The following is a 22,329-nucleotide window of genomic DNA, read 5'->3' as shown; positions in this document are numbered from 1 at the left end:
GGACCGTACTTCCGGAAGGCACTGCTCCGGAGGACATAGACATATGCCAGAAGCAAGACCCTGTCGTGTGTTGCCAAATCCCTTACGGGCCACCCCCGGCTGTGCGAAAGTCATTAGCGGTCCATCCCGCCCGTTTGGTCGCACCGCATCCTCAACGGAGCACCTCATGCCGTCCCATGTCTTCGCGGACCGCCCTTCCGCCCAGCCGCCCGAGCGCGGCTCGGTCGAAGCGCTGATCACGCAGACGCGCCGGCTCCGCGGCCAGGTCGACGCCGTGCGCCGGGATACCGGCGCCGACCGCGGCGACCCGCAGGGGCGCTGGCAGCGCGCCCTGTGCGACCTGGCGGTCCACCAGCTCAACGACCTGGACGACCACCTCGCGCAGTTACGGGACGGACCCGTGCAACCGGCCGTGGAGCCCGCCGCTCCGGCCGTGCCCGCACCGCTCGACCCGCAGCGCGGCTCACTGCTCAGCCGGGTCGGCAGCGCGGAGTGGAACCTCCTGAACGACGAGGCGAGTTGGTCGGGCGAGCTGTACCAGATCCTCGGGCGGGACCCCGGCGCTCCCCCGCTCTCCCTCGACGAACTGCCCTCCCTGGTGCACGTCGACGACCAGCCGATGCTGACGGCCATGGTCACGGACTGTCTGATCGACGGTAAACCGATCGACGGCGAGTTCCGTATCGTGCGCCCCGACGGCGTCGTACGACAGGTGCACATGATGGGCGAGCCCGTGCTCGCCGCTGACGGCAGCACCGCCTCGATGTGGGCGGTCTTGCGGGACGTCAGCGAGCTGCGCCGCAGCCAGCGAGTGGTGCGCGAGACCCGTGACTCGCTGCAGCGCCAGCGGCACATCGCGCAGACAGAGCACCGGCTCGCGGTCGAACTGCAGGAGGCCGTGCTGCCGCCGTGGCGCGGCTCCCTGCGGTTCCCGCACGGCGGACCCGCGGCCCTCGACCTCGCCGCGCACTACCTCCCTTCCTCGAACAGCTCACTGATCGGCGGCGACTGGTACGACGCCATGGAGCTGCCCGACGGCCGGTTCCTCCTCAGCGTCGGCGACCTGACGGGCCACGGCGTCACCGTCACGTCGGGCATGGCGATGCTCCTGGGCGCGGTGCGCGGCATGGCGGTCGCCGGAGTGCGCCCGGCTCAACTGATGGGCTGGCTCAACCAGTTACTGGACACCACCACCCAACCGGCCCTCGGCAGCGCCGTCTGCTGCCAGTACGCCCCCGCCACCCGCACCCTCACCTGGGCGCAGGCGGGACACCCCGCCCCGCTGCTGTTCCGCGACGGGACGGGGCGCGCGCTGACGCCACCGGGTGGAGTGATCCTCGGGGCAACCTCCGGAGCCTCGTACGAGCAGGCCGAAGAGCACCTCGAACCAGGCGACCTGTTGCTGCTGCACACCGACGGGCTTGTCCCCCGGCGCGCCAGGGACGCGGCCACGAGCCGGCTGCTCGCGCTCGCGCCGCGCTTCACGGACACGCGGGGTGCGCAGGACTGTGTGCGTACGGTCGTCGAAGAGTTCGGCGTGGCCCCGCGCGAGGACGACGCCTGCCTGTTGATCGCGCGGATCACCTTCTGATCCGCGCCCGGACCCTGCCGGGCTGTGGCTCCGGGCCTGGCCGGCCCTACGCCTTGACCCGGCTGCCACCTCCGGTCTTGGCCGCTGCCTTGGGCAGGGCCAGCTTGATCTCCTCACGCAGGTCCTCGATCTTCGGATAGCCCGAGTACTGCGCCGTCAGGCGGTACATCTCGCGCAGCCGGTCCCAGGTGCGGTGCGAAGAGTTCGCCCCCATCGAGACCAGCGCCAACCGTGCGTACCGATCGGCCTGTTCGGGGTCGTCGCCGATGAAGCAGGCCGAGGCCAGTGAGATGTAGTCGAAGATCTGCGAGCGGTCGCGGCCCTTGGACCGCAGGTCGATCGCCTCCTTCGCATGGCGCTGGGCGGTGTTGGCCGCGGCCGCGTCATGGTCGGCGAGGGTGCGGTAGGCCAGGGCCTGCATGCCGTGCATGTCCGCCTCGTCGAACATCTGCATCCAACTGGGCGGCGGCACGTCGCCGCTGTCGGAGACGAACAGGTCCTCGGCGATGCCGAGGGTGCGGCGCATCGCCTGGCCCTTGCCCATCGACGCCTGCGCCCAGGCCTCGATGGTGTAGAGCATGGCCTGCGTGCGCGGCAGGACCTCCTCGCCCGAGCCCGACTTGGCGAGCTTCATCAGGTCGAGGGCGTCGTCGGGCCGTCCCAGATGCACCATCTGGCGCGCCGCCCGCGACAGGGCCTCACCGGCGCGCGGCCGGTCACCGCCCTCGCGGGCAGCGTGCGCGGCGATCACGAAGTACTTCTGTGCCGTGGGCTCCAGGCCGACGTCGTGCGACATCCAGCCCGCGAGGACGGCGAGATTGGCAGCGACGCCCCACAGGCGGCGCTGGAGATGGTCGGGGTGTCGGTAGGCGAGCATGCCGCCCACTTCGTTGAGCTGCCCCACCACAGCCTTGCGCTGCAGCCCGCCGCCGCGGGACGCGTCCCAGGCCCGGAAGACCTCGACGGAGGTCTCCAGTTCCTCGATCTCCTGCGACCCGATGGGGGCGGCCTCATAGCGGTCGAACCCAGCGGGGTCGGCGTGCAGGGGATGGTCGGTACGGGGAGCGTCGGCAGCAAGGGCCGGATCGGTGTGCAGCCAGTCGTGCATGGCGCCGGTCAGTGCGGAGCCGGCGGCGAGCGCGGCACCCGCGCCCACCAAGCCGCGTCGGTTGAGCATGAGGTCCATTCCCGTGAATTCGGTGAGGACCGCGGCTGTCCGTTCGGGCGCCCACGGAATGCCGTCGGGGTGCTCCGCACTCCCGTCGCCACGCCGTTTCCCCACGCGCCCGTGCCGGACCAGACCAAGATCCTCAATGGTCACGACACGGCCGAGACGCTCGGTGAACAGAGCCGCCAGAACCCGGGGCACGGGATCTCTGGGGATTTCCCCCATGTCGATCCAACGCCGGACCCGCGAAGTATCGGTGGCCAGCTGCGGGTGGCCCATGGCCGCCGCCTGCCGGTTCACCAGTCTCGCGAGTTCCCCTTTGGACCAGCCCGCCAGGCCGAACAGGTCCGACAGTCGGGTGTTGGGTTGTCCGTTCACGTCAAGCCCCCAGGTTCTCGGCTGAGTTGACAGTAACCCTCTGTCAGTTGCTGGGCGACTATTCGCCAGGGTTCGCCAGGGTGCGCTACGTGGTGTGCCACGGGACGCCGGGTGTCAGGTAGGAAAGCGCCACCCCGACCCGGCCCCACCGCGGGACATTCCCCAGGGTGCTCCCAAAAGGGGGCCGGGGCGGGAGGCGCCGCAATTCGCTGGCACACGAAGGGATCTGTATCGCCCATGTACACAGCATCGTCCTCCGTGTCCGCCCCGCCCCGGCCGCTGCACAGCCGACAGGCAGGCAGCGGCCCGTATCTGGAGCCCGCGCGCCCCGCGGCCGGGTCGCTCGGCGCCGGCCGAACGCGACGCGTTCCGGGGCCCGGCACGCAACCGCTCAGCGGGAGACTCGACTTGTCAGGCCCCCAGGGGGCGCAACTGCGCACAGCGATCGCCTCGGTGCACCGCATCTGCCCGGAGTTCAATCCCGTACAGGTGCTCCGCCGCAGCGGACGCACCGTACTGATCGTGGGAACGACAGGACGCAGCACCGCGATCGCCAAGTGTTTACTCGACCACTCGCCCGTGTGGACCGAGCGGATCCAGCACGAAATAGCGGCCTATCGCTCGTTCGTCCGGCACCGTCCTCCGGTGCGGGCACCGCGGCTGATCGCCGCGGACCCCGAGGACTGCACGCTGGTGATCGAGCGCATGCAGGGACGCGTCGCCGCGCTGTCCCGCCATCCCGTCGAGGCGCCCCCGCGCGCCGACGTGCGCCTGGCCCTGAACGCGATCCGCCATCTCAACCGGTGGCGACCGCCGCAGGAGCTGTTCGGCAGGCCCATGGACTACGGCAAGCGGATCTCCCGCTTCCATGAACTGGGTCTGCTCACCGACCGGGACATGGGCGACCTGCAGAAGCTTCTGCACGGCATCGCGCACTCGGCGGGACAGCACGCCACGTGGCAGTTCTGCCACGGCGACGCGCTCCTCTCGAACATCCTGCTCTCCCCTCCGGGCCCGGTGTTCGTGGACTGGGAGCACGCGGGCTGGTATCTGCCGGGCTATGACCTGGCGACGCTCTGGTCGGTGCTCGGTGACGCACCGGTGGCGCGGCGCGAGATCAGCCAGCTCGCGCAGGAGCAGGGACCGGCGGCGCGCGACGCGTTCCTGGTCAACCTGATGCTCGTCCTCACCCGGGAGATCCGGACGTACGAGATGGCCGTGCAGCGCTCGATGCACGACGCGGCCCCGGCGGCACCCGGCCCGGCCCATCACGGCGCCGCGCCGTCCGGTGAGGAACAGCGGCTGCTACTGCGGCGGCTGCACGACGACTGCCAGCTGGCCCGCCGGGCCGTGCGCGCGGCGGTCGGCACTCGCTGACGGGGGTCGGGGGGAAGGGTCCGCAGTGCGCTTTGGACAGCGGCGCACTGCGGACCTTCGTATGCCCCCGGCGACTACCGGGTGACTATGACGTGGTGAACTGCACCGCGTCCAGGTCGAAGGAATTGTCCTGCGTCGACTTGAAGACCACGTACAGCTTGTGCGTCCCGGCCAGGGCTTCGACCGGCACGTCGGGTGTGGCCTGATAGGTGTCCCAGCCCCCGGTGTTGGGGACGGGTGTCGTGGCGAGCAGCTTGCCGTCCGGCGCGTCCGCGCGCAATTCGACCGAGCCGACGCCGTACGGCGAGGACAGCTTGTAGCTGACCTTGCTGACGCCCTCGACGCTCATCGGGCTGTACGCGATCCAGTCGCCGTTGCTGATGTCGCCGATGCGCTTGCCGTTCTCGGCGCCCTCCTGGGAGACGATGCGGGTTCCTGACTGGTCGTCGTGGTATTCGGCCTGCTTGTGCTTGGGGTGCATGACGGATCGGCCGTAGCCGGTGAGGGCGCTGACGCCGTCGCCCCCCTTGTCGGTGTACTTCGCGTTGAGGACGTAGGTGAGGTCCGCGCCCTCGGGGTGGCCGCCCAGGTCACCGGTGTCCACGGTGCCTTCGCAGCCGGGGATGTCGGTGGTGGGGTGCTCGTGGTCGTCGTGGCCCAGGGCCGGGTTGACGGTGACCTTGGAGCAGTCGATCGTGCCGTCCTCGGGGTCGGTGACCGTGACCTTGTAGGGGATCTTGTCGCCGAACTCGATGAGCTTGCCGTCGACGGGGGTCTCGACCTTCACCTTGGGTGCCGTGTTGCCCGCCGTGACGGGCACGTTGGCGTAGCCGGACTTGCCGGTGGAGTCGGTGACCTTCAGCTGGGCGTTGAAGTCTCCCTTGGTCTCGTACGTGTGGGAGGGGCTGGCCTCGGTGGAGTCATAGGTGCCGTTGCCGTCGAAGTCCCAGGCGAAGGTGAGTGGGTCGCCGTCCGGGTCCTTGCTGCCCTCGCTGGAGAAGTCGACCTTCAGCGGGGTCGGGCCGTTCGTGGCGGACGCCTTGGCCTTGGCGAGCGGGGTCCGCTGGCCCTGGGCGTAGTCGATGCGGTAGAGCCCGGAGTCGTTGTTGCCGCCGCCGAACTCGCTGCCCCACTCCAGGACGTACAGCGAGCCGTCGGGCCCGAACGTCATGTCCATCGGCTTGGCGAACTTCGCCGACTTCAGGAAGTCGTTGATCTTCAGGAGCTTTCCGCTCTTGTCGAAGCGGATCTCCTTGACCGAGTTGCGGGCCCACTCGTAGAAGAAGCTGGCGCCCTCGAAGTAGGCGGGGAACTTCGTCTTGGAGGGGTTCTTGGCGTCGTAGTGGTAGACGGGGCCGCTCATCGGCGCCGAGCCGCCCGCGCCCATCTCCGGGAACTCCTTGGACTCGCCGTAGCCGTACCAGATCTCGGGCTGCGAGAGCGTCGGCAGGTCCTTGAGGCCGGTGTTGTTCGGGGAGGGGTTGGTGGGCTTGGCGCAGTCGAACTTGGCGCCGACTTCCTGGGTGTCGGGGTTGTAGGGGGCGTACGCCTGGTTGTTGCCGTGGCAGAAGGGCCAGCCGAAGTTGCCCGCCTTCTTGATGACGTTGTACTCGACGAGACCTTCGGGACCGCGGTTGGTCTCGGGGGCGCCGCGGTCGGGGCCGTAGTCGGAGGCGTGGACGAAGCCCGTCTTGGGGTCGACGGTGAAGCGGAAGGGGTTGCGGAAGCCCATCGCGTAGATCTCGGGGCGGGTCTTCGCGGTGCCCTTGGCGAAGAGGTTGCCCTTGGGGATGGTGTAGCCGCCCTTGTCCGTGGGCTTGATGCGCAGGATCTTGCCGCGCAGGTCGTTGGTGTTGCCCGCGGTGCGGGCGGCGTCCAGCATCTGCTTGCCGGGGCGCCAGTCGAGCGGGGCGTAGCCCTGCCAGTTCGGGTCGAGGTTGGGCGGGACGTCGTCGCCGACCCCGAGGTAGAGGGTGCCGTTCGGGCCGAACTCGACGGCGCCGCCGGTGTGGCCGGGCTCGGGGAAGGTGCGGTCGCGGTACGCGGGGACGTCCAGGAGCTTCTTCTCGCTGGCGAGGTCGAGGGTGTTGTCCTTCTTGACCGTGAAGCGGGAGAGCCGGTTGACGTCGTCGGTGGCCTTGGCGGGCGCGTAGTAGAGGTAGATCCAGCGGTTGGTGGCGAACTTCGGGTCGAGTTCCATGCCGATGAGGCCGTCCTCGCCGCCGGTGTAGACGTCGAGCTTGCCGGCGGTGGAGGTGGAGTGGCTCTTCGGGTCGAAGATCTTCACCTCGCCGCTGCGCTGGACGTAGAAGACCTGGCCGTCCTTGGCGACGTCCAGTTCCATCGGGTCGGCGGTGTTGTCGTCCAGGGCGGTCTTCTCGTAGCCGGACCAGACGGTGCCGCCGCAGTCGCCTGCCTGGTTGCCCGCGGCCCACTTGATGCCGCCGAGCACGTGCTCACGGAAGGCGGGCTCGGTGTAGGAGGCCTTGTCGTGGCCCATGGCGGTGGCCCAGACCTTGCCGCCCTCGGCGTTGCGGCACCAGGAGATGGGGTGGTCGGCGCCCATCTTGGAGCCGCCCGGGTCGTACGTGGTCTCGTCGGCGGTGACCAGGACGTGCACGTCGCCGCGGGGGTTCTTGTCGAAGTTGTACCACTCCTCCGGGCGCTCCCAGCGCTCGGGAAGGCCCTTGGTGGAGGGGTGCACGCGGTCGGCGACCTTGGCAGTGCCCTTCAGGACGCCCGGTGAGTGGGCGGGCATGTGGGCACCGGCGTTGATGAGGTCGTCCCACCAGGGGAAGGAGTCCTCGACGCCCATGTCCATGGTGTTGTGCAGGGCGACGACGCCCTTGCCGCTCTTCACGTACGCCTTCATGGCGTCGCGCTGGGCCTCGGTGTCCCAGACCATGCCGGAGTTCTGCAGCATGATGATGACGTCGAAATCCTTGAGCTTCGCGTCGTCGAAGACCGTCGCGTCGGCGGTCTCGACGACCTCGAAGTTGTTCGCCGCGGCCTGCTCCTTGACCATCTGCACGCCGGCCGGGATGGAGTCGTGGACGTAGCCGACGGCCTTGGTGAAGAGCAGCGCGCGGAAGGCGGGCGCCTTGTCGGCGGCGCTGGACGTGGCGGGCAGGAACCCGACCGCGAGCAGTAACGCCGTCAGCAGGGCGAGCGCGGCTCTTCGTACGCCTCTCGCGTCGCGCAGTCTCGCGTCACGCACTCTGGTGTCACGTTCATGACAGCCCATGGGCTGGTCCTCTCTTGGTGGGAAGGACGGACGGACGTGCGGGATTGCCGGATGTCAGAGGGCGGCCACGGTCCGGCGCAGGAAGCCGAGCCCGTCGGTCGCGAGCGCGTCCTGGGTGGGCGCGAGGGACCGCCAGACCGAGGCGGCCACGGCGATGGCGTCGTTGTGGGCCGTGAACGACTCGATGCAGAGCGGCCCCCGGTAGCCGGATTCGCCCAGGGCGCGCAGGAAGCCGGGCCAGTCCAGGTGGTCGGCGCCGGGGGCGCCGCGGTCGTTGGCGCACACCTGGACGTGGGCGATACGGCCCGCCGCCGTACGGACCGCCTCGGGCAGCGAGCGTTCCTCGATGTTCTGGTGGTACGTGTCCAGGGCGATGCCGATCGACTCCCCGGGCAGGCCCGTGAGGCCGTCGAGGGTCTGGGCGACGGTGTTGAACAGGCTCGTCTCGTAGCGGTTGAGCGGCTCGACGGCGATGCGGACGCCGGCGCGCGCGGCGTACGCGACAACCGGGGCGATGTGCTCGCGCCACTCCTCGTACGCCGCCGCCCGCGCGGCCGCGTCCATCCGCCAGGTCCGGCCGACCGCCGCGTACACGGGACCCGCGACCACGGGGGCGCCGATCGCGTGGGCCGCGTCGACGCAGCGGCGGAGGTAGTCCTGCGTGGCGCGCAGTGTGCCCTGGTCCGCGCGGACCAGGTCGCGCCCGTCGGCCATGACGGCGACGACGGCCGCGGGTGTCAGACCCGTGGCGTCGAGGAGTTTGACCGCCGCCGCGGGCTCCCAGTCGTCGGGCTGCTCCAGGGGCAGTTCCACGCCGTCGAAGCCCCAGCCCGCCAGGCGCGGCAGCGTCTCGCCGAGCACCTCGGTGGTGACCGGCGAGTGCCAGATCCAGGGGTTCGCGCCCAACTGCCAGGCTTTGTACGTCACTTCTTGCCTCCCCAGTCCCCAGGGAAGCCCGGCATCTTCTGGCAGCCGCACATCGCGTAGTGCAGCGGCGGCATGCCCTCCTGGAGGTACTGGTCGAGGTTGGCCTGCGTGACCGTGGGCTGCGGAAGCTTCCACTCCTTGGGCACCTCCTTGCCGTCCAGGATGCGCAGGGCGGCGATGACCGGCGTGCGCCACTGGAAGGTCGGGTAGGTCGGCGCGATCGCGGTGAGCTTCTTGTCCTTCCACGCCTGGAGGAAGTCCTGCTGGTCCTCGCCGGTGATCGGCGGGACGTCGACGCCCGCGTCCTCGAAGGCCTCGACGGCGGCGACGGCCGTGGCGCCGGAGTCCATCCACACGCCGTCGATCGAGCCGTGCCGGGAGATCGCATCGGAGACGATCGACTTGGTCTTGGCGGGATCGCCGTCGGTGAACTTGGCGTCCACGACATCGAGTTCACTCTTGTCGAAGGCCAGCTTCGCCGCGGACCAGCGGGTCTCCAGGACGTCCACGCCGGGCGAGATGCGCAGGGCGAGGATCTTGCCCTTGGGCTTGACCTTGTCGACGAGGAAGTCGGCGGCGACCGCGCCGTAGCCGTAGCCGCCGATGGGGTTGACGAAGGTGACCGCGCAGTCGCTCTCCACGCCCCGGTCGAAGACGATCACGGGGAGCTTGCCGCAGGCCTCCTTCACGGCGGGGGTGAGGGTGGCGGTGGTGTTCGGCGAGACGATGAGCGCGTCGCAGTCCTTGTTGCCCGCGAGCTCCTGGATGTCGGAGATCTGCTTGTCGTCCTTGCCCTGGGCGTCCAGGACGGTGAAATCGCTGATCTCCTTGTGGAGCTTCACCTCGGCCTTCATGTTCTTCAGGCCGACCTGACGCCAGGGGTTGAAGACTCCGGCGTTGGAGAAGCAGAGGTGGGTGCCGCCCGAGCCCTTCTTCTTGTACCGGGCCGTGTCGGTCATCTCCGGTTCGAGCATCTGCTCCCAGGGTTTGGCTTCCGGGCCCTGCGGGGTCTCCTCTCCGAGCTTCAACTGGCGGTCGTACTCGGCCTGTTCGAAGAACTTGGAGGGCTTGTCCCCGCCCTCGTCGGACCCGGTGGACTGCGACGCGCCCGCGGGCGAGTCGGGCGGGGTGTCACTGGAACAGGAGGTGAGCAGCGCGCCCGCGAGGAGCGCGGCGGCAGCCGGCGCGAGCATGCGGCTGCGCCGCTGCGGTGCGCGTCCGTGGTTCGGCTTGATGTGCATCACGTGGGTCTGCCTCCCGAGGAGTGGGTACGACGGCGGCGCAGCCGGGACCAGTCGGCGGCCCCGAGCCCGACCGCGGCGATGACGATGACGCCCTGGACGGTGGACTCCAGGGCGCCCGATACGCCCTGCAGGTTGAGCAGCGTGAACAGGGCCTGCAGCGAGAAGGCGCCGGCCATGGCGGCGACCACGCCGCCCCGGCCGCCGCCGAGCACCACTCCGCCGAGGACCACGGCGGTGATCGCCTCGAACTCGTAGCCACGCCCGGCCTGTGCGGAGACTCCGGAGAAGCCGCCGACGAGGACCGCGGCGAGCGCCGCCGCCGCGCCGGAGAGGACGAAGGCGATGACGCGAGCGCGGTGCACGCGGACTCCTGCCAGGGCGGCGGCGCGTTCGCTGTCCCCGGTGGCGATCAACGTACGGCCGAAGTCGGAGCGCATGAGCAGGACGGCGACGATGCCCGCGACGAGACAGGCGAGGACCGCCCAGGGCAGCCAGCCCATGGCGGTGCCGCGCCCCATCTGGCGGAATCCTTCGGAGAGTTGTCCGTGCGGGGAGCCGCCCGTCCAGAAGAAGACGGCGCCCTCCAGGATCAGCATCATGCCGAGCGTGGTGATGAACGAGGGCACTCTCAGGCGTGTGGTGATCAGCCCGCTGACGAGGCCGGTGACCGCTCCCGCGAGCAGCAGGCCTGCCGTGATGAGCGGCCAGGGCGCGTCCGGGAACGAGCCGTACACCTCGGCCGCCGCGACGACGCCCGCGGTGACGATCGCCCCGACGGACAGGTCGAACTCGCCGCAGACGATGACCAGGTACTGCCCGGCGGCCAGGATCACCAGGGGCGCGGCGCGCTTGACGAAGGCCAGGAAGCGGTCGGGTTCGTAGAAGCCGGGGTCGGTGGCGGCGAGCGCCACGAGCAGCACCACGAGGAGGGCGTAGACCGGCGCCCCGGTGCCGAGTGAGCGGACAACTCGCTTGTACGGGGGTTCCGTTGCCGCCTTGTCCGTAGGGGTCGTAGGTGCCGTGGGAGCCGTCCGGCTGCTCATGCGGACCTCCTGCTGCCGCGCCGGGCGTAGAGGGCGACGGCGGCGATGATGACGACGCCGCGTACGACGTTCTTGAAGAACGGGTCGACGCTGAGCTGATTGAAGACGGAGTCGAGCACGGCGAGCACCAGGACCCCGCCGAGGGTGCCCGCCACTCCTCCGCGCCCGCCCGCGAGGACGGTGCCGCCGAGGACGACGGCGGCGATCGACTCCAGGTCGTAGCGCGCCTCGGTGCCCGCCCAGGGCGCGCCCGCGCCGAGCCGTGAGGCCAGGAAGAGGGCGGCTGCGCCCACGCAGAGCGAGCACAGGACATGGGCGGCAATGATCGTGCGCCGGGTGCGGACGCCGGAGAGCCTGGCGGCGTGTTCGTCGCCGCCGGTCGCGTACAGGTGGTGCCCGAAGCGGGTGCGGCGGGTGATCAGCCACATCGCGGCGGCGACGGCGGCGAGCAGGAACAGCGAGACGGGGATCGGGCCGATGCGGTCGTAGCCCAGGTGTTGGAAGGAGGCGGGGACCTTGCCCGCCGGGCCCGTGTAGTTGTCCTCGATCCAGCCGCGCAGGATGAACGCGGTGCCGAGCGTCGCGATGAACGCGTTGACCTTGAGCCCGGTGACGATGAGGCCGTTGGCGAGTCCGACGGCCGCCGACAGGGCGAGGACGGCGAGCACCGCGGTGACGACGCTGCCGTCCTCCATGGTGGTGGCGGCGACGAGCGTGCCGAGGCTGATCAGGTAGGCCACCGACAGGTCGAGGGAGCCGGTGAGGATGACGGCGGTCTGGCCCACGGCGACCAGGCCCAGGGCGACGCAGTTCTGCAGGATGCCGACGACGTTCGAGAGCGTCAGGAAGTCGCCGCCTCGTGCGGCGACCACGATCCAGCCGAGCGCGGTGACGGCAGCCGCCGCGAGCCAGACGCCGACGGCGGGGTCGGTGAGCCTGCTGCGGGTGGGGGCGCGGGTCTTCAGGGAAGCGGGCGGTGGGGCGACGGTGGTACCGCTCACGCGAAGGAATCCTTTCCGGACGGGGCGCTCGGGTCTCCGGACGGGGCGCTCGGGTCTCCGGACGGGGTGATCGGGTCACCGGACGGGTTGGTCGTGGCGAGCCGCATCACGTCCTCCTCGGCCGCCCCCGCCGGCAGTTCACCGGCGATGCGGCCTTCGGCCATGACGAGGATCCGGTCGCTCATGCCGATGAGTTCGGGCAGTTCGGAGGAGACGATCAGGACGGCGATGCCCTCGCGGGCCAGTTCGCGGACGAGGGTGTGGATGGCGGCCTTGGCGCCCACGTCGACGCCCCGGGTCGGCTCGTCGAAGAGCAGGACGCGGGGGCGGGCGGCCAGCCACTTGGCGATGACGACCTTCTGCTGGTTGCCGCCGGAGAGGTAGCGGGCCTCCTGGTCCTCGCCGCGCGCCTGGAGGCGCACCCGCTCCAGGAGGGCGGTGAGCTCGCGGGCGGCGGGCGGCTCCCCGCGGGCCGGGACGGCGCGGGTGACGAGCAGGGCGTTGTCGCGCACGGACTGGCGCAGGGCGAGCCCTTCGGCCTTGCGGTCCTCGGTGACCAGGGCGATCCCGGCGCGGATGGCCTGCCGCGGACTGGTGGGCCGCAGGGCGTCGCCGCCGACCGTCATGGCCCCGCCGGTGAACGGCGCCGCTCCGAACAGGGCCCGCGCCAGGGACGTACGGCCGGAGCCCTCCAGGCCCGCGATGCCGGTGATCTCGCCGGCGCGCAGGGTCAGGTCGATGCCGCTCAGCCGGTCGTTGCCGCCGCCGGTGACCGTGAGGCGTACCTCGCCGATGTCCTCGGGGCGGGCGCGCGGCGGATAGTAGGCGCTCAGTTCCCGGCCGACCATGGCGCGTACGACCTGGTCGGTGTCGGTGTCGGCGGTGCGCACCGTCGTGACGTGGCGGCCGTCCTTGAGGACCGTGATCCGCTGCGAGAGCTCGAAGACCTCGCGCAGGCGGTGCGAGATGTACAGGACGCCGAGGCCGCGGGCCGCGAGGCGGCGTACGAGGTCGTGCAGGAGGCCCGCCTCGTGGTCGGCGAGCGGCGCGGTCGGCTCGTCCATGACCAGGACGCGGACGTCGGACGCGAGCGCCTTGACGATCTCGACGGTCTGCTGCCGTGCGACGGACAGATCCCGGATGTACGTGCGCGGCGTGATGCCCGATACACCGACTTCGGCGAGGAGTTCGGCGGTACGGGCCTCCATGGCGCGGCGGTCGACGAGGCCGTAGCGGGTCGGTTCGCGGCCGAGGAAGACGTTCTCGGCGACCGTGCGGTGCGCGAGCAGCGCGAACTCCTGGTGGATGATGCCGATCCCGGCGGCCTGGGCCTGCGCGGGATGGCTGAAGGCATGCTCCGTTCCGTCGAGCACGATGCTGCCCTCGTCCGGGACGTGTTCGCCCGCCAGGACCTTCATCAACGTGGACTTGCCGGCGCCGTTCTCGCCGACGAGCGCGTGCACCTCGCCCGCGGCGAGGTCGAGCGATACGCCGTGCAGCACGCGCACTCCGAGAAAGCTCTTGGACACCCCCTGCATCGCCAACATCATTTGCGTCGCCTGCATCGCCTGCACCCTCGGCTCCTTCGGCAGCGGTCTGCAGAGCAATGTGATGAGAGAGCTTTGACCTGTCAAGAGCCCAAGCAGCTTTGTCCATAAGCGAGTTGACGGTGACTTAGGTCGATCGTCGAACACCATCGGCCTTGTGAGCAGCGAAACTCGTCCCTAAGGTGACTGCCATGCCTGGAGCGCCGGATCACCCCGTTTCCCTGCCGACGTCACCCGGCGAAGTCCTCGCCCTGCTCCGCACGGGGGCGGTGGAAACCCGCGCCGACATAGCCCGCGTGACGGGGCTCGCGCGGTCGACGGTGTCGCAGCGGGTGGACGCGCTCATCGCGCACGGCTTCGTCACCGAGGAGGCGGACGGCGGGTCGACGGGCGGCCGGCCACCGCGCCGGCTTCGGCTGCGGACCCGTGAACACGCCGTCGCGGGAGTCGACTTGGGGGCCTCGCACTGCCGGGTAGCCCTGCTCGACATCGGCGGCGAGGTGCTCGCCCTGCGCGAGGACCCGATCTCCATCGCGGACGGCCCGCGGGAGGTGCTCGGCCACGTCGAGCGCACCCTGCACACGCTGCTCGACGAGGCCGGGCGCGATCCCGTGTCACTGCAGTCGATCGGGGTCGGGGTGCCGGGGCCCGTGGAGTTCTCGACGGGCCGCCCGGTGGATCCGCCGATCATGCCGGGCTGGCATCAGTTCCCCATCCCGGAGTTCTTCGCCGAGCGGTTCGGCCCGCGGGCCCTCGTCGACAACGACGTGAACGTGATGGCGCTCGCCGAGCAGCGCCGCGCCTTCCCCGACACGCGCTATCTGCTCTACATCAAGGTGGGCACGGGCATCGGCTGCGGCATCGTCGCGGACGGCAGGCTGCACCGGGGTGCGCAGGGCAGCGCGGGCGACATCGGGCACATCCGGGTCGGCGACATCGAAGACCCCTGCCGCTGCGGCAACTCCGGCTGCCTGGAGGCGGTGGCGGGCGGCGCGGCGATCGCCCGGAAGCTGTCCGGGCTCGGCCTGCAGGCGACCTCGGGCAGCGATGTCGTACGCCTGGTGAAGTCCGGCAACCGCGATGCCGTACGGATGGTGCGCGAGGCGGGCCGCGCGGTGGGCGAGGTGCTGGCGGGCCTGGTGAACTTCTTCAACCCGGACACGGTGGTGGTCGGCGGGGCGCTGGCCGCGGTCCACGACCAACTTCTGGCGGGCGTACGGGAAGCGGTGTACCGCCGCTCGCACCCCCTGGCCACCCATGTGCTCCGGATCGAGCCCAGCCGCACCGGCGAGAACGCGGCGGCGATCGGCGCCGGCATCCTGGCCGTCGAGCACGCCCTGTCCCCGCAACAGGTGGACCGGGCACTGGCGGGCGCGGCGCGCTGAGTGACCGGTTTGAGGCATGACGCCAAGCCGCACCAGCCACGCCGCACACAGCTCCCCCACCCCGGTCCACGGAGACCGGACAAGCTCCATGCAACACCGGCCATACCGCCAAGTACCCGCTATCGTCAGGTCACTTGCGCCCATAACTTCAGGCTATGTCCCTCAATGACGCCCAGCAGATCGACCGCGCCAACGCCGCCACCGAGCGTGTTCCGGTCGTGTTCGTTCATGGTCTGTGGATGCTGCCCAGCAGCTGGGACCTGTGGACGGCCCACTTCGAGGACGCCGGATATGTGCCTGTCGCCCTTTCGTGGCCCGGCGACCCGGAGACGGTCACCGAGGCGCGGCAGCGACCCGAGGCCCTCGCGGGCAAGACGGTGGGGCGGATCGCCGATCACCTCGCCGCCCTGATCGACGGCCTGGAGCGCAAGCCGGCGATCATCGGGCACTCCGTCGGAGGGCTGCTCACCCAGATCCTCGCGGGCCGCGGCCTCTCCGCCGCCTCGGTGGCGATCGACCCCGTCCCCTTCCGCGGCGTCCTGGCGCTCCCCCTGTCGACGCTGCGCTCGCTGCGCCCCATCATCGGCAACCCCGCCAACCGCAAGCGCGCCCTGCCCCTGACCTTCGAACAATTCCGCTACGCGTACGCCAACGCCGTCAGCGAGAAGGAGGCCAGGGAACTCTACGAGAAGCACGCGGTCCCGGCCCCGTGCGCACCGCCCTTCCAGGCAGCCATGGCCAACCTCAATCCCCGCACGGAAATGAAGGTCGACTACCGCAACCCCCGCCGCGGCCCGCTCCTGATCATCTCCGGCGAGAAGGACAACGCCGTGCCCTGGGCCCTGGCCAACGGCGCGTACAAGAAGCAGCGGGAGAACTCCGGCATCACCGAGATCACAGAAATGGCGGGCCGCGACCACGCCCTGACGATCGACAACCGCTGGCAGGAGGTCGCAGACACGGCCCTGGCCTTCGTCCGCCGCTTCGTCTGAGCGCCGCCGCCCGCCCGTCACCGGCGCCGCGCCCGCCTCCGCCGCCGTACCCGTCAGGACCTGTCGTCCCCGGCGAGCTCCTCGCACAGCGACCAGACCGCTTCGCGGGTACGGGGCTCCGACGCGAAGGCCGGCCACGGGATCCGGCGGCACTTGGCGTCGAAGTAGGCGCCGGTGACGTGCGCGACTTCCGGGCTGGCCGCCAGGTGGATGCTGGACCTCGCGGGCTTGGCGAGATCCGCGAGGAGGATCGGACCTAGCAGCCGGACGAGGGGCGCGGCAGGGCGGTACGCCCGGGGGAACGCGCGCATCGGGGTGGCCTTGTTGCCGGGCGTGTAGGCATGTCCGGGATAGGCCACGTTGATCGTGACCGTTCCGTCCCCGATCCGCTGGGCGTACTCGTAACTCATCGCCATGAGCGCGGCCTTGGTGTGGTTGTACTGGCCGAAGGTCCAGCCGATGAAGGCTTTCTGCGCCTGGAGGTTGTCGGGGTCGACGGGGCCGCGCGGGATGCCGCCCGTGAGGTTGACGACCCGCGCGGCGGGTGACTTCTCGAGGCGGGGCATGAGGAGTCGGGTGAGAGCGAAGGGCGCCAGGACGTTCGCGGCGAAGGCGGTCTCCACGCCGTCGGCGGTCAGGCGACGATCGGGCGGGTTCATGCCGAAGTTGTTGATGAGCACGTCGAGTCGGTCGCAGCCCTCGCCCACCGCATCCGCGACCCGGTGCAGCCCTTCGCGCAGCGTCAGGTCCGCCGCCACCGCGTCCACGGGACCGCATCCGGCCTCGCTGCCGAGCTCGCAGGCCGCCTCGGCTGCCCGCCCGGGGTCACGCCCGACGAGGATCACGCGGGCACCGCGCCGGGCGAGGCCGCGGGCCGTCTCCTTGCCGATCCCTCCCGTACTTCCGGTGACCAGTGCCGTCTTGCCGCGTAAGGACGTCATGCCCGCCTCCTGGATGAGGTGACCCCACAAATGTGTCACCCGGTGACACGTTAGGCACTCGATGAAGCAAAGTAAACTCCGGTGCATGGGAAGCCGTGAGAGTGCAGAGCGACCGGAGAGCGGTGGGCTCCGCGCGCGGGCCCGGCGCGCCATGCGGGCCGAACTGGCCACGCTGGCATTGGAGTTGTTTGCCGAGCGAGGGTTCGACGAGACGACCGTGGAGGACATCGCGCACGCGGCGGGCCTGTCGAAGCGGAGCTTCTTCCGGTACTTCCCGTCCAAGGAGGACGTCGTCTTCGGCACCGTGGAGTCGATGGCGGACGAAGTCGCCGACGAGGTACTCGGCCGGCCCGCCGACGAGGCGCCGTGGGACTGCCTCCATCAGGTGCTGCGCGCCTGGCAGCAGCGGATCCAGGCTTCTGAGCGGCAGCTGGCCGAACTCACCCTGATCGAGGCGACGCCGTCGCTGCGGGCTCGGCTCTCCCAGAAGCGGGACGCGATGCGTGCGCAGGTCGCCGAGGCGCTCACCCGGCGGCCCGGTGCGCAGCTGGACCCGTTCACCGCGGACGTCCTCACCTCGGCCGCCGCGGCGGCCCTGGACGCGGCGGACCGGGCATGGCTTCACTCCGGCGGCACAGCGGACCGGGGCATTCTCGTCGACCGGGCGTTCTCGACGCTGCGGCCCTGAGAGGCTGCCGCCCCATCCCCCGAACAGGTGGACCGGACCTCTGGTGCCCCGGCCGGGTGCGTCCGCTGCGCGTGGGGTGTTCACCGGGGTTCCCGCTGCTCATTGGTCCACTCCACTGACGCGTCGCAGGCCGTGCGGCCTCCCGGGGCGAAACCCGCCGGGACCGGCGCTGACGTGGGGAATTCCTTGTCCCGGGCATGATTGACGGATCGTCGGAGAGCCGGTACCACTGACGCACGCCCGGCCCCGCACGCCCCATCACGCTTCACCGTCCCAGGAGGCTGCATTGCGAGGATCCGTCACCGCCCGCACCCCTGCCGTGCGCAGACGCGCCGTCAGGACCGCGGGTGCTCTTGTCTCTGCCGGTCTGCTGCTCCCGTTGCTCGGTGCCGCCCCTTCCGCATCCTCCTCCCCGCCGTCGTCGGGCGGGCTGCAGGGTGCCTTCGCGGACGCCGCCGCCGAATACCGCGTACCGCAGAGCGTGCTGCTCGGGGTGTCCTATCTGCAGTCCCGCTGGGACGCGCACGGCGGCGCGCCGAGTGTGACCGGCGGCTACGGCCCGATGCACCTCACCGACGCGCGCACCGCGATCGCCGGCGCCCCGCACCACAGCGAGGGCGACGAGGACCCGCGCGGCGACGACTCGCGGGGTGTCCTCAAGCCGGCGGAGTTCACGGCCGAGGTGCCCGAGAGCTCGCAACTGCCCGCGCGGCTCAAGACCCTGCCCCGTGCCGCCGAGCTCAGCGGGCAGTCCGCCGAGCGGCTGCGCACCGACCCGGCGGCCAACGTACGCGGCGGCGCCGCCCTGCTCGCCGCCGCGCAGAAGCAGCTCGGCAAGCCGCTGAGCGACGATCCCGCCGACTGGTACGGCGCGATCGCCCGCTTCTCGGGCGCCGACGACCAGGCCACCGCGGCGACGTACGCCAACGATGTCTTCGCCGTCATCCACGACGGGCAGGAGCGCACGACCGACGCCGGGCAGCACGTGACGCTCGCGGCGGTCAGCGGTCTGGAGCCGGACGCCGCGCAGGTGCGGAGCATGGGGCTGCGGAAAGCCCCGACGGGCGAGACCGAGTGTCCCTCGACCGTGTCGTGCGAGTGGATTCCGGCGCCGTACGAGGAGTTCAAGGACCCGAACGGCAACGACGACTACGGCAACCACGACCTGGGGAACCGGCCGGGGAGCCAGAGCATCGACACCATCGTCATCCATGACACCGAGGGGCGCTGGGAAGGCGTCCTGAACATGGTGCAGGACCCGACCTACGTGTCGTGGCAGTACACCCTGCGCTCCACCGACGGCCACATCGCCCAGCACGTGAAGGCCAAGGACGTCGCCTGGCACGCGGGCAACTGGTACGTGAACTCCAAGTCGATCGGCCTGGAGCACGAGGGCTTCCTGACGGCGCCCGACACCTGGTACACGGAGGCGATGTACCGCTCGTCGGCCCGCCTGGTGAAGTACCTGTCGAAGAAGTACGACATCCCGCTGGACCGCCAGCACATCATCGGCCACGACAACGTCCCCGGCACGCTGCCCTCGACCATCGCGGGCATGCACACCGACCCCGGCCCCTACTGGGACTGGCAGCACTACTTCACGCTGATGGGCAAGCCCTTCAAGCGGACCGCCGGCCCCAGCGGCGGCCTGGTGACGGTGGCGCCCACGTACTCCGAGAATCAGCCGGAGTACACGGGCTGCGTCAAGCCCGGCGAGAAGTGCGTGCCGCACGGTTCGGCCGCGGTGCGTGTCCACACCGAGCCGCGTGACGACGCCCCGCTCATCAAGGACATCGGTCTGCGCCCCGGCGGCGGCGACTCGACGACCGGCGTGAACGACACCGGAGCGCGCCTGTCCACCGGCCAGCAGTACGCGGTCGCCGACCGCAAGGGCGACTGGACCGCCGTCTGGTACCTGGGGCAGAAGGCCTGGTTCAAGAACCCGAAGAAGCAGCCGACCGCCGTCGACGCGAAGGGGCTCGTACTGACGCCGAAGAGCGGCGCCGCGGACGTCCCGGTGTACGGACGCGCCTACCCGGAGAAGGAGGCGTACCCGGCGGGCGTCCCCGTACAGGCGGTCACGCCGCTGCCGTACAAGCTCCTGGCAGGACAGAAGTATGCGATCGGCGACAAGGTGCCGGGCGAGTACTTCTACGCGCCGACGTTCGACACGGCGCCGCACAAGGTGGTGCGCGGCAAGGACATGTACTACGAGGTCCAGTTCGGGCACCGCGTGGCGTATGTCCGGGCGGCCGACGTGCAGGTGGTGCGCTCGGGCTCCTAGAGCCGCCGAGCACCGTCGGGGCCGGGTCCGCGTGGGGGCGGGCCCGGCCCCGGCGTAGGGAGGAGCGGTCGCCTCAGTCGAAGACGTACCGCTGTCCGGCCCGCGCCTTGAACGTCTTCTCGCCGCCCTTCAACAGGCTGCTGCGCACGGTGAGTTCGCGGGTGCGCGTCGCGGTGAGCACGATGCGCGTGGCACGCCCGCCCGACCATGCGATGTCGAGGGTCGCCCCGCCGCGCGCCCGCAGGCCGCGCACCGATCCGTCGGGCCAGTGCGCGGGCAGCGCGGGCAGCACCTCGATGACATCGAACTGGCTCTGCAGCAGCATCTCCACGATGCCCGACGTCGCGCCGAAGTTGCCGTCGATCTGGAACGGCGGATGGGTGTCCCAGAGGTTGGGCAGCGTCGATGACTTGAGCTGCTCGCCGAGCATCTTGTGCGCGTGGTCGCCGTCACGAAGGCGCGCCCAGAAGTTGACCTTCCAGGCCTTGGACCAGCCGGTGCCGCCGTCACCCCGCGCGGTGAGCGACACCTTCGCGGCATCGGCCCACTTGCTGCCGGGTTCGATCCGGCGGCCGGGGTGCAGGGCGTAGAGGTGCGAGACGTGCCGGTGGTCGTCGGCCTTGTCGTCCAGGTCGGCCTTCCACTCCTGGAGCTGTCCCCAGGAGCCGACGCGCAGGCCGGGGTCGAGCTTGCCGAGGGTCTTTTCGAGCTCGGCCCGGAACGCGGCGGAGTCGCCGAGCACGCGGGCGGCCTCCAGGGTGTTGGTGAGCAGGTCGTGGACGATCTGCTGGGCCATGGAGTCGCCCGCGGTGAAGTCGCCGTGCTCGGGCGAGTAGCTGGGGGTGACGACGAGGGTGCCGTCGCGCGGGTCGGTGCGCAGGTTGTCGAGCCAGAACTCGGCGGCCTCCTTCATCGCCGGGTAGGCGGTGGAGCGCAGGTACTCCGTGGAGCCGCCGAAGCGGTAGTGCTCGTAGAGCTGCGCGGTCAGCCAGGCCGCGGCCTCGGGGAACCAGAAGGCCGTCGACCAGTCGTGGACGCCGGTGAAGCCGTAGGGGTTGGTCTCGTTGTGCACCACCCAGCCCCGCGAGCCGAACATCTCCTTCGCCGTCCGCCGTCCCGGAGCGCGCAGCGCCTCCACGAAGCGGTCGTAGGGGGCGGTGGTCTCGGCGAGGTTGGCGGCCTCGGCGAGCCAGTAGTTCATCTGGAGGTTGATGTTGGTGTGGTAGTCGGCCGACCAGGGCGGGGTGGTGCTGTTGTTCCACACGCCCTGGAGGTTCGCGGGCAGCGAGCCCGCGCGGGAGGAGGCGATGAGGAGGTAGCGCCCGTACTGGAAGAACAGCGCTTCGAGGGCGCGGTCGGCGGCCGTGCTCTCCCCTCCCCCGTATCCCTTGAGCAGCTGGTCGGTCGGGACGTCGGCGGGTGCCGTCTGGCCGATGTCCAGGGCGACCCGGCCGAACAGGTCGCCGTGGTCGCGGAGATGGCGGCTGCGGAGGGAGCCGTGGCCGCGGGCGACGGCCTGGTCGAGGGTGCGGGTGACGTCGGGGTGCGGGTCGTCGCCGCGGTAGCCGGGGTAGGTGTCGGCGTAGTCGGTGCCGGCTGCGAGCGCGAACCAGACGTGGTCGGCGCCGCTGACGGTGATGCTGCCGTCCGCGTTCGCCGTGCGCGTACCGCCCTGGTGCACGACGCGCAGCTGGGCCTCGAACTTCAGCCCGTTGTCGGCGAGTTCGCCTCGTACGGTGATCCGGTCGCCGGCGGCCTTCGCGGTGAAGTCGGTACGGGGCGAGGTGTGGCGCAGGGTGCAGGTGATGCTCGCGGGGCGGTCCGCGGCCAGGCGCCCGACGAGCACGCCGTCGGGGCAGGAGGCGAAGAACTCCCGCTCGTGGCGCACCTGTCGGTGGGTGTACGTGACGGTCGCGAGGCCCGTGCGCAGATCGAGGGCACGGCGGTAGGCGGCGTCGGGCGCGTCCGGGGCGTCTGCCATGTCGAGGTGCAGATCGCCGAAGGTCTGGTGGGCGCCGTAGCCGCGGCGGGGCTGGCCGAGCTCGGCGGCGACGGCGTCGGGGGCGAGGCTGCCCTTCTCGTCCAGTTCCTTGCGCACGGCGTCGAGCGCGCCGGGCCGGGGCTCGCGCCAGTCGCCGTGGTCGTAGCCCTCGCGGGAGCCGGGGCCGCCGGTCCACAGGGTCTTCTCGTTGAACTGGAGGCGCTCGGAGGCGAGGGTGCCGAAGACCATGGCGCCGAGTGCGCCGTTGCCGACGGGGAGGGCCTCACGTTCCCAGTCGGCGGCGGGTGCCGCGTACCAGAGCAGCAATTCATCGGAGGTGTCGCGGGGCCGCTCGGCAGCGCCCGCAACACCGGAAAGTACGCCTCCACCCGATGCCAGTACGGCTGCCCCGCCGACGGCGGACTTCATCGTGGTTCTTCGCGAGATCCCTGGAGTCATGACCGGTCACGTTAAAAGTCCGATGACTGGCCTGGCAAGGCACATGACAAAACCCACCCCTCCGGGAGAAGGGGTGGGC

General features: G+C 70.7%; 15 protein-coding genes. 6 read left to right on the top strand and 9 right to left on the bottom strand.

The window, feature by feature from the left end; all coding sequences use genetic code 11:
* Positions 1–166 precede the first annotated feature (166 nt).
* On the top strand, positions 167–1,591 hold the full coding sequence (locus ACWFR3_RS18675) for a PP2C family protein-serine/threonine phosphatase (RefSeq protein ID WP_453735675.1): 1,425 nt from the start codon (positions 167–169) through the stop codon (positions 1,589–1,591).
* A gap of 46 nt (positions 1,592–1,637) precedes the next feature.
* Here ACWFR3_RS18675 and ACWFR3_RS18670 read toward each other — a convergent pair whose 3' ends face one another.
* Complete coding sequence (locus tag ACWFR3_RS18670; protein WP_453735674.1) at positions 1,638–3,137, bottom strand: DNA-binding protein NsdB; 1,500 nt, start codon at positions 3,135–3,137, stop codon at positions 1,638–1,640.
* A gap of 237 nt (positions 3,138–3,374) precedes the next feature.
* Between ACWFR3_RS18670 and ACWFR3_RS18665 the strand changes: the two genes are divergently transcribed.
* Positions 3,375–4,514: an aminoglycoside phosphotransferase family protein gene (locus ACWFR3_RS18665; RefSeq protein WP_453735673.1), complete on the top strand. Its 1,140-nt coding sequence runs from the start codon at positions 3,375–3,377 to the stop codon at positions 4,512–4,514.
* An 85-nt stretch (positions 4,515–4,599) separates the two neighbouring features.
* On the opposite strand, the gene ACWFR3_RS18660 is transcribed toward ACWFR3_RS18665, so the two are convergent.
* The 6 genes from ACWFR3_RS18660 to ACWFR3_RS18635 form a co-directional block, all read right to left on the bottom strand.
* Positions 4,600–7,731 carry a ThuA domain-containing protein gene (locus tag ACWFR3_RS18660; RefSeq protein ID WP_453735672.1) on the bottom strand — a complete coding sequence of 1,044 codons (3,132 nt, stop codon included), beginning with the start codon at positions 7,729–7,731 and terminating at the stop codon, positions 4,600–4,602.
* An 81-nt stretch (positions 7,732–7,812) separates the two neighbouring features.
* Positions 7,813–8,685, bottom strand: coding sequence for a sugar phosphate isomerase/epimerase family protein (locus ACWFR3_RS18655; RefSeq protein ID WP_453735671.1), 873 nt, complete (start codon positions 8,683–8,685; stop codon positions 7,813–7,815).
* Positions 8,682–9,878, bottom strand: coding sequence for a substrate-binding domain-containing protein (locus ACWFR3_RS18650; protein WP_453735711.1), 1,197 nt, complete (start codon positions 9,876–9,878; stop codon positions 8,682–8,684). Before ACWFR3_RS18650 ends, ACWFR3_RS18655 begins: the two co-directional genes overlap by 4 nt.
* 47 nt (positions 9,879–9,925) lie before the next feature.
* Positions 9,926–10,972, bottom strand: coding sequence for an ABC transporter permease (locus ACWFR3_RS18645; protein ID WP_453735670.1), 1,047 nt, complete (start codon positions 10,970–10,972; stop codon positions 9,926–9,928).
* On the bottom strand, positions 10,969–11,937 hold the full coding sequence (locus tag ACWFR3_RS18640; protein ID WP_453735710.1) for an ABC transporter permease: 969 nt from the start codon (positions 11,935–11,937) through the stop codon (positions 10,969–10,971). Before ACWFR3_RS18640 ends, ACWFR3_RS18645 begins: the two co-directional genes overlap by 4 nt.
* Positions 11,938–11,969: 32 nt before the next feature.
* Positions 11,970–13,520 carry a sugar ABC transporter ATP-binding protein gene (locus ACWFR3_RS18635; RefSeq protein WP_453735709.1) on the bottom strand — a complete coding sequence of 517 codons (1,551 nt, stop codon included), beginning with the start codon at positions 13,518–13,520 and terminating at the stop codon, positions 11,970–11,972.
* Between the two features lie 191 nt (positions 13,521–13,711).
* Between ACWFR3_RS18635 and ACWFR3_RS18630 the strand changes: the two genes are divergently transcribed.
* Positions 13,712–14,905: an ROK family protein gene (locus tag ACWFR3_RS18630; protein WP_453735669.1), complete on the top strand. Its 1,194-nt coding sequence runs from the start codon at positions 13,712–13,714 to the stop codon at positions 14,903–14,905.
* A gap of 155 nt (positions 14,906–15,060) precedes the next feature.
* Positions 15,061–15,897 (top strand): alpha/beta hydrolase, encoded by an 837-nt coding sequence (locus ACWFR3_RS18625; RefSeq protein WP_453735668.1) that lies wholly within the window; start codon positions 15,061–15,063, stop codon positions 15,895–15,897.
* 53 nt (positions 15,898–15,950) lie between these two features.
* Here ACWFR3_RS18625 and ACWFR3_RS18620 read toward each other — a convergent pair whose 3' ends face one another.
* On the bottom strand, positions 15,951–16,838 hold the full coding sequence (locus ACWFR3_RS18620) for an SDR family NAD(P)-dependent oxidoreductase (RefSeq protein ID WP_453735667.1): 888 nt from the start codon (positions 16,836–16,838) through the stop codon (positions 15,951–15,953).
* An 85-nt stretch (positions 16,839–16,923) separates the two neighbouring features.
* On the opposite strand from ACWFR3_RS18620, the gene ACWFR3_RS18615 reads away from it, so the two are divergent.
* Positions 16,924–17,526: a TetR family transcriptional regulator gene (locus ACWFR3_RS18615; RefSeq protein WP_453735666.1), complete on the top strand. Its 603-nt coding sequence runs from the start codon at positions 16,924–16,926 to the stop codon at positions 17,524–17,526.
* 286 nt (positions 17,527–17,812) lie between these two features.
* Positions 17,813–19,810, top strand: coding sequence for an N-acetylmuramoyl-L-alanine amidase (locus tag ACWFR3_RS18610; RefSeq protein ID WP_453735665.1), 1,998 nt, complete (start codon positions 17,813–17,815; stop codon positions 19,808–19,810).
* 73 nt (positions 19,811–19,883) lie between these two features.
* Here ACWFR3_RS18610 and ACWFR3_RS18605 read toward each other — a convergent pair whose 3' ends face one another.
* Positions 19,884–22,220: a glycoside hydrolase family 95 protein gene (locus ACWFR3_RS18605; RefSeq protein ID WP_453735708.1), complete on the bottom strand. Its 2,337-nt coding sequence runs from the start codon at positions 22,218–22,220 to the stop codon at positions 19,884–19,886.
* Positions 22,221–22,329 lie beyond the last annotated feature (109 nt).

Source organism: Streptomyces sp. NPDC055189, from assembly GCF_053606765.1.
This window is presented reverse-complemented; position numbering and strand designations above follow the sequence as displayed.

Excerpts from the sequence above, each read along its gene's own strand:
- ACWFR3_RS18675 (WP_453735675.1), top strand. The coding sequence starts at position 167 with ATGCCGTCCCATGTCTTCGCGGACCGCCCTTCCGCCCAGCCGCCCGAG.
- ACWFR3_RS18665 (WP_453735673.1), top strand. The coding sequence starts at position 3,375 with ATGTACACAGCATCGTCCTCCGTGTCCGCCCCGCCCCGGCCGCTGCAC.
- ACWFR3_RS18650 (WP_453735711.1), bottom strand. The coding sequence starts at position 9,878 with ATGCTCGCGCCGGCTGCCGCCGCGCTCCTCGCGGGCGCGCTGCTCACC.
- ACWFR3_RS18645 (WP_453735670.1), bottom strand. The coding sequence starts at position 10,972 with ATGAGCAGCCGGACGGCTCCCACGGCACCTACGACCCCTACGGACAAG.
- ACWFR3_RS18635 (WP_453735709.1), bottom strand. The coding sequence starts at position 13,520 with ATGTTGGCGATGCAGGGGGTGTCCAAGAGCTTTCTCGGAGTGCGCGTG.
- ACWFR3_RS18630 (WP_453735669.1), top strand. The coding sequence starts at position 13,712 with ATGCCTGGAGCGCCGGATCACCCCGTTTCCCTGCCGACGTCACCCGGC.
- ACWFR3_RS18625 (WP_453735668.1), top strand. The coding sequence starts at position 15,061 with ATGTCCCTCAATGACGCCCAGCAGATCGACCGCGCCAACGCCGCCACC.
- ACWFR3_RS18620 (WP_453735667.1), bottom strand. The coding sequence starts at position 16,838 with ATGACGTCCTTACGCGGCAAGACGGCACTGGTCACCGGAAGTACGGGA.
- ACWFR3_RS18615 (WP_453735666.1), top strand. The coding sequence starts at position 16,924 with ATGGGAAGCCGTGAGAGTGCAGAGCGACCGGAGAGCGGTGGGCTCCGC.
- ACWFR3_RS18605 (WP_453735708.1), bottom strand. The coding sequence starts at position 22,220 with ATGAAGTCCGCCGTCGGCGGGGCAGCCGTACTGGCATCGGGTGGAGGC.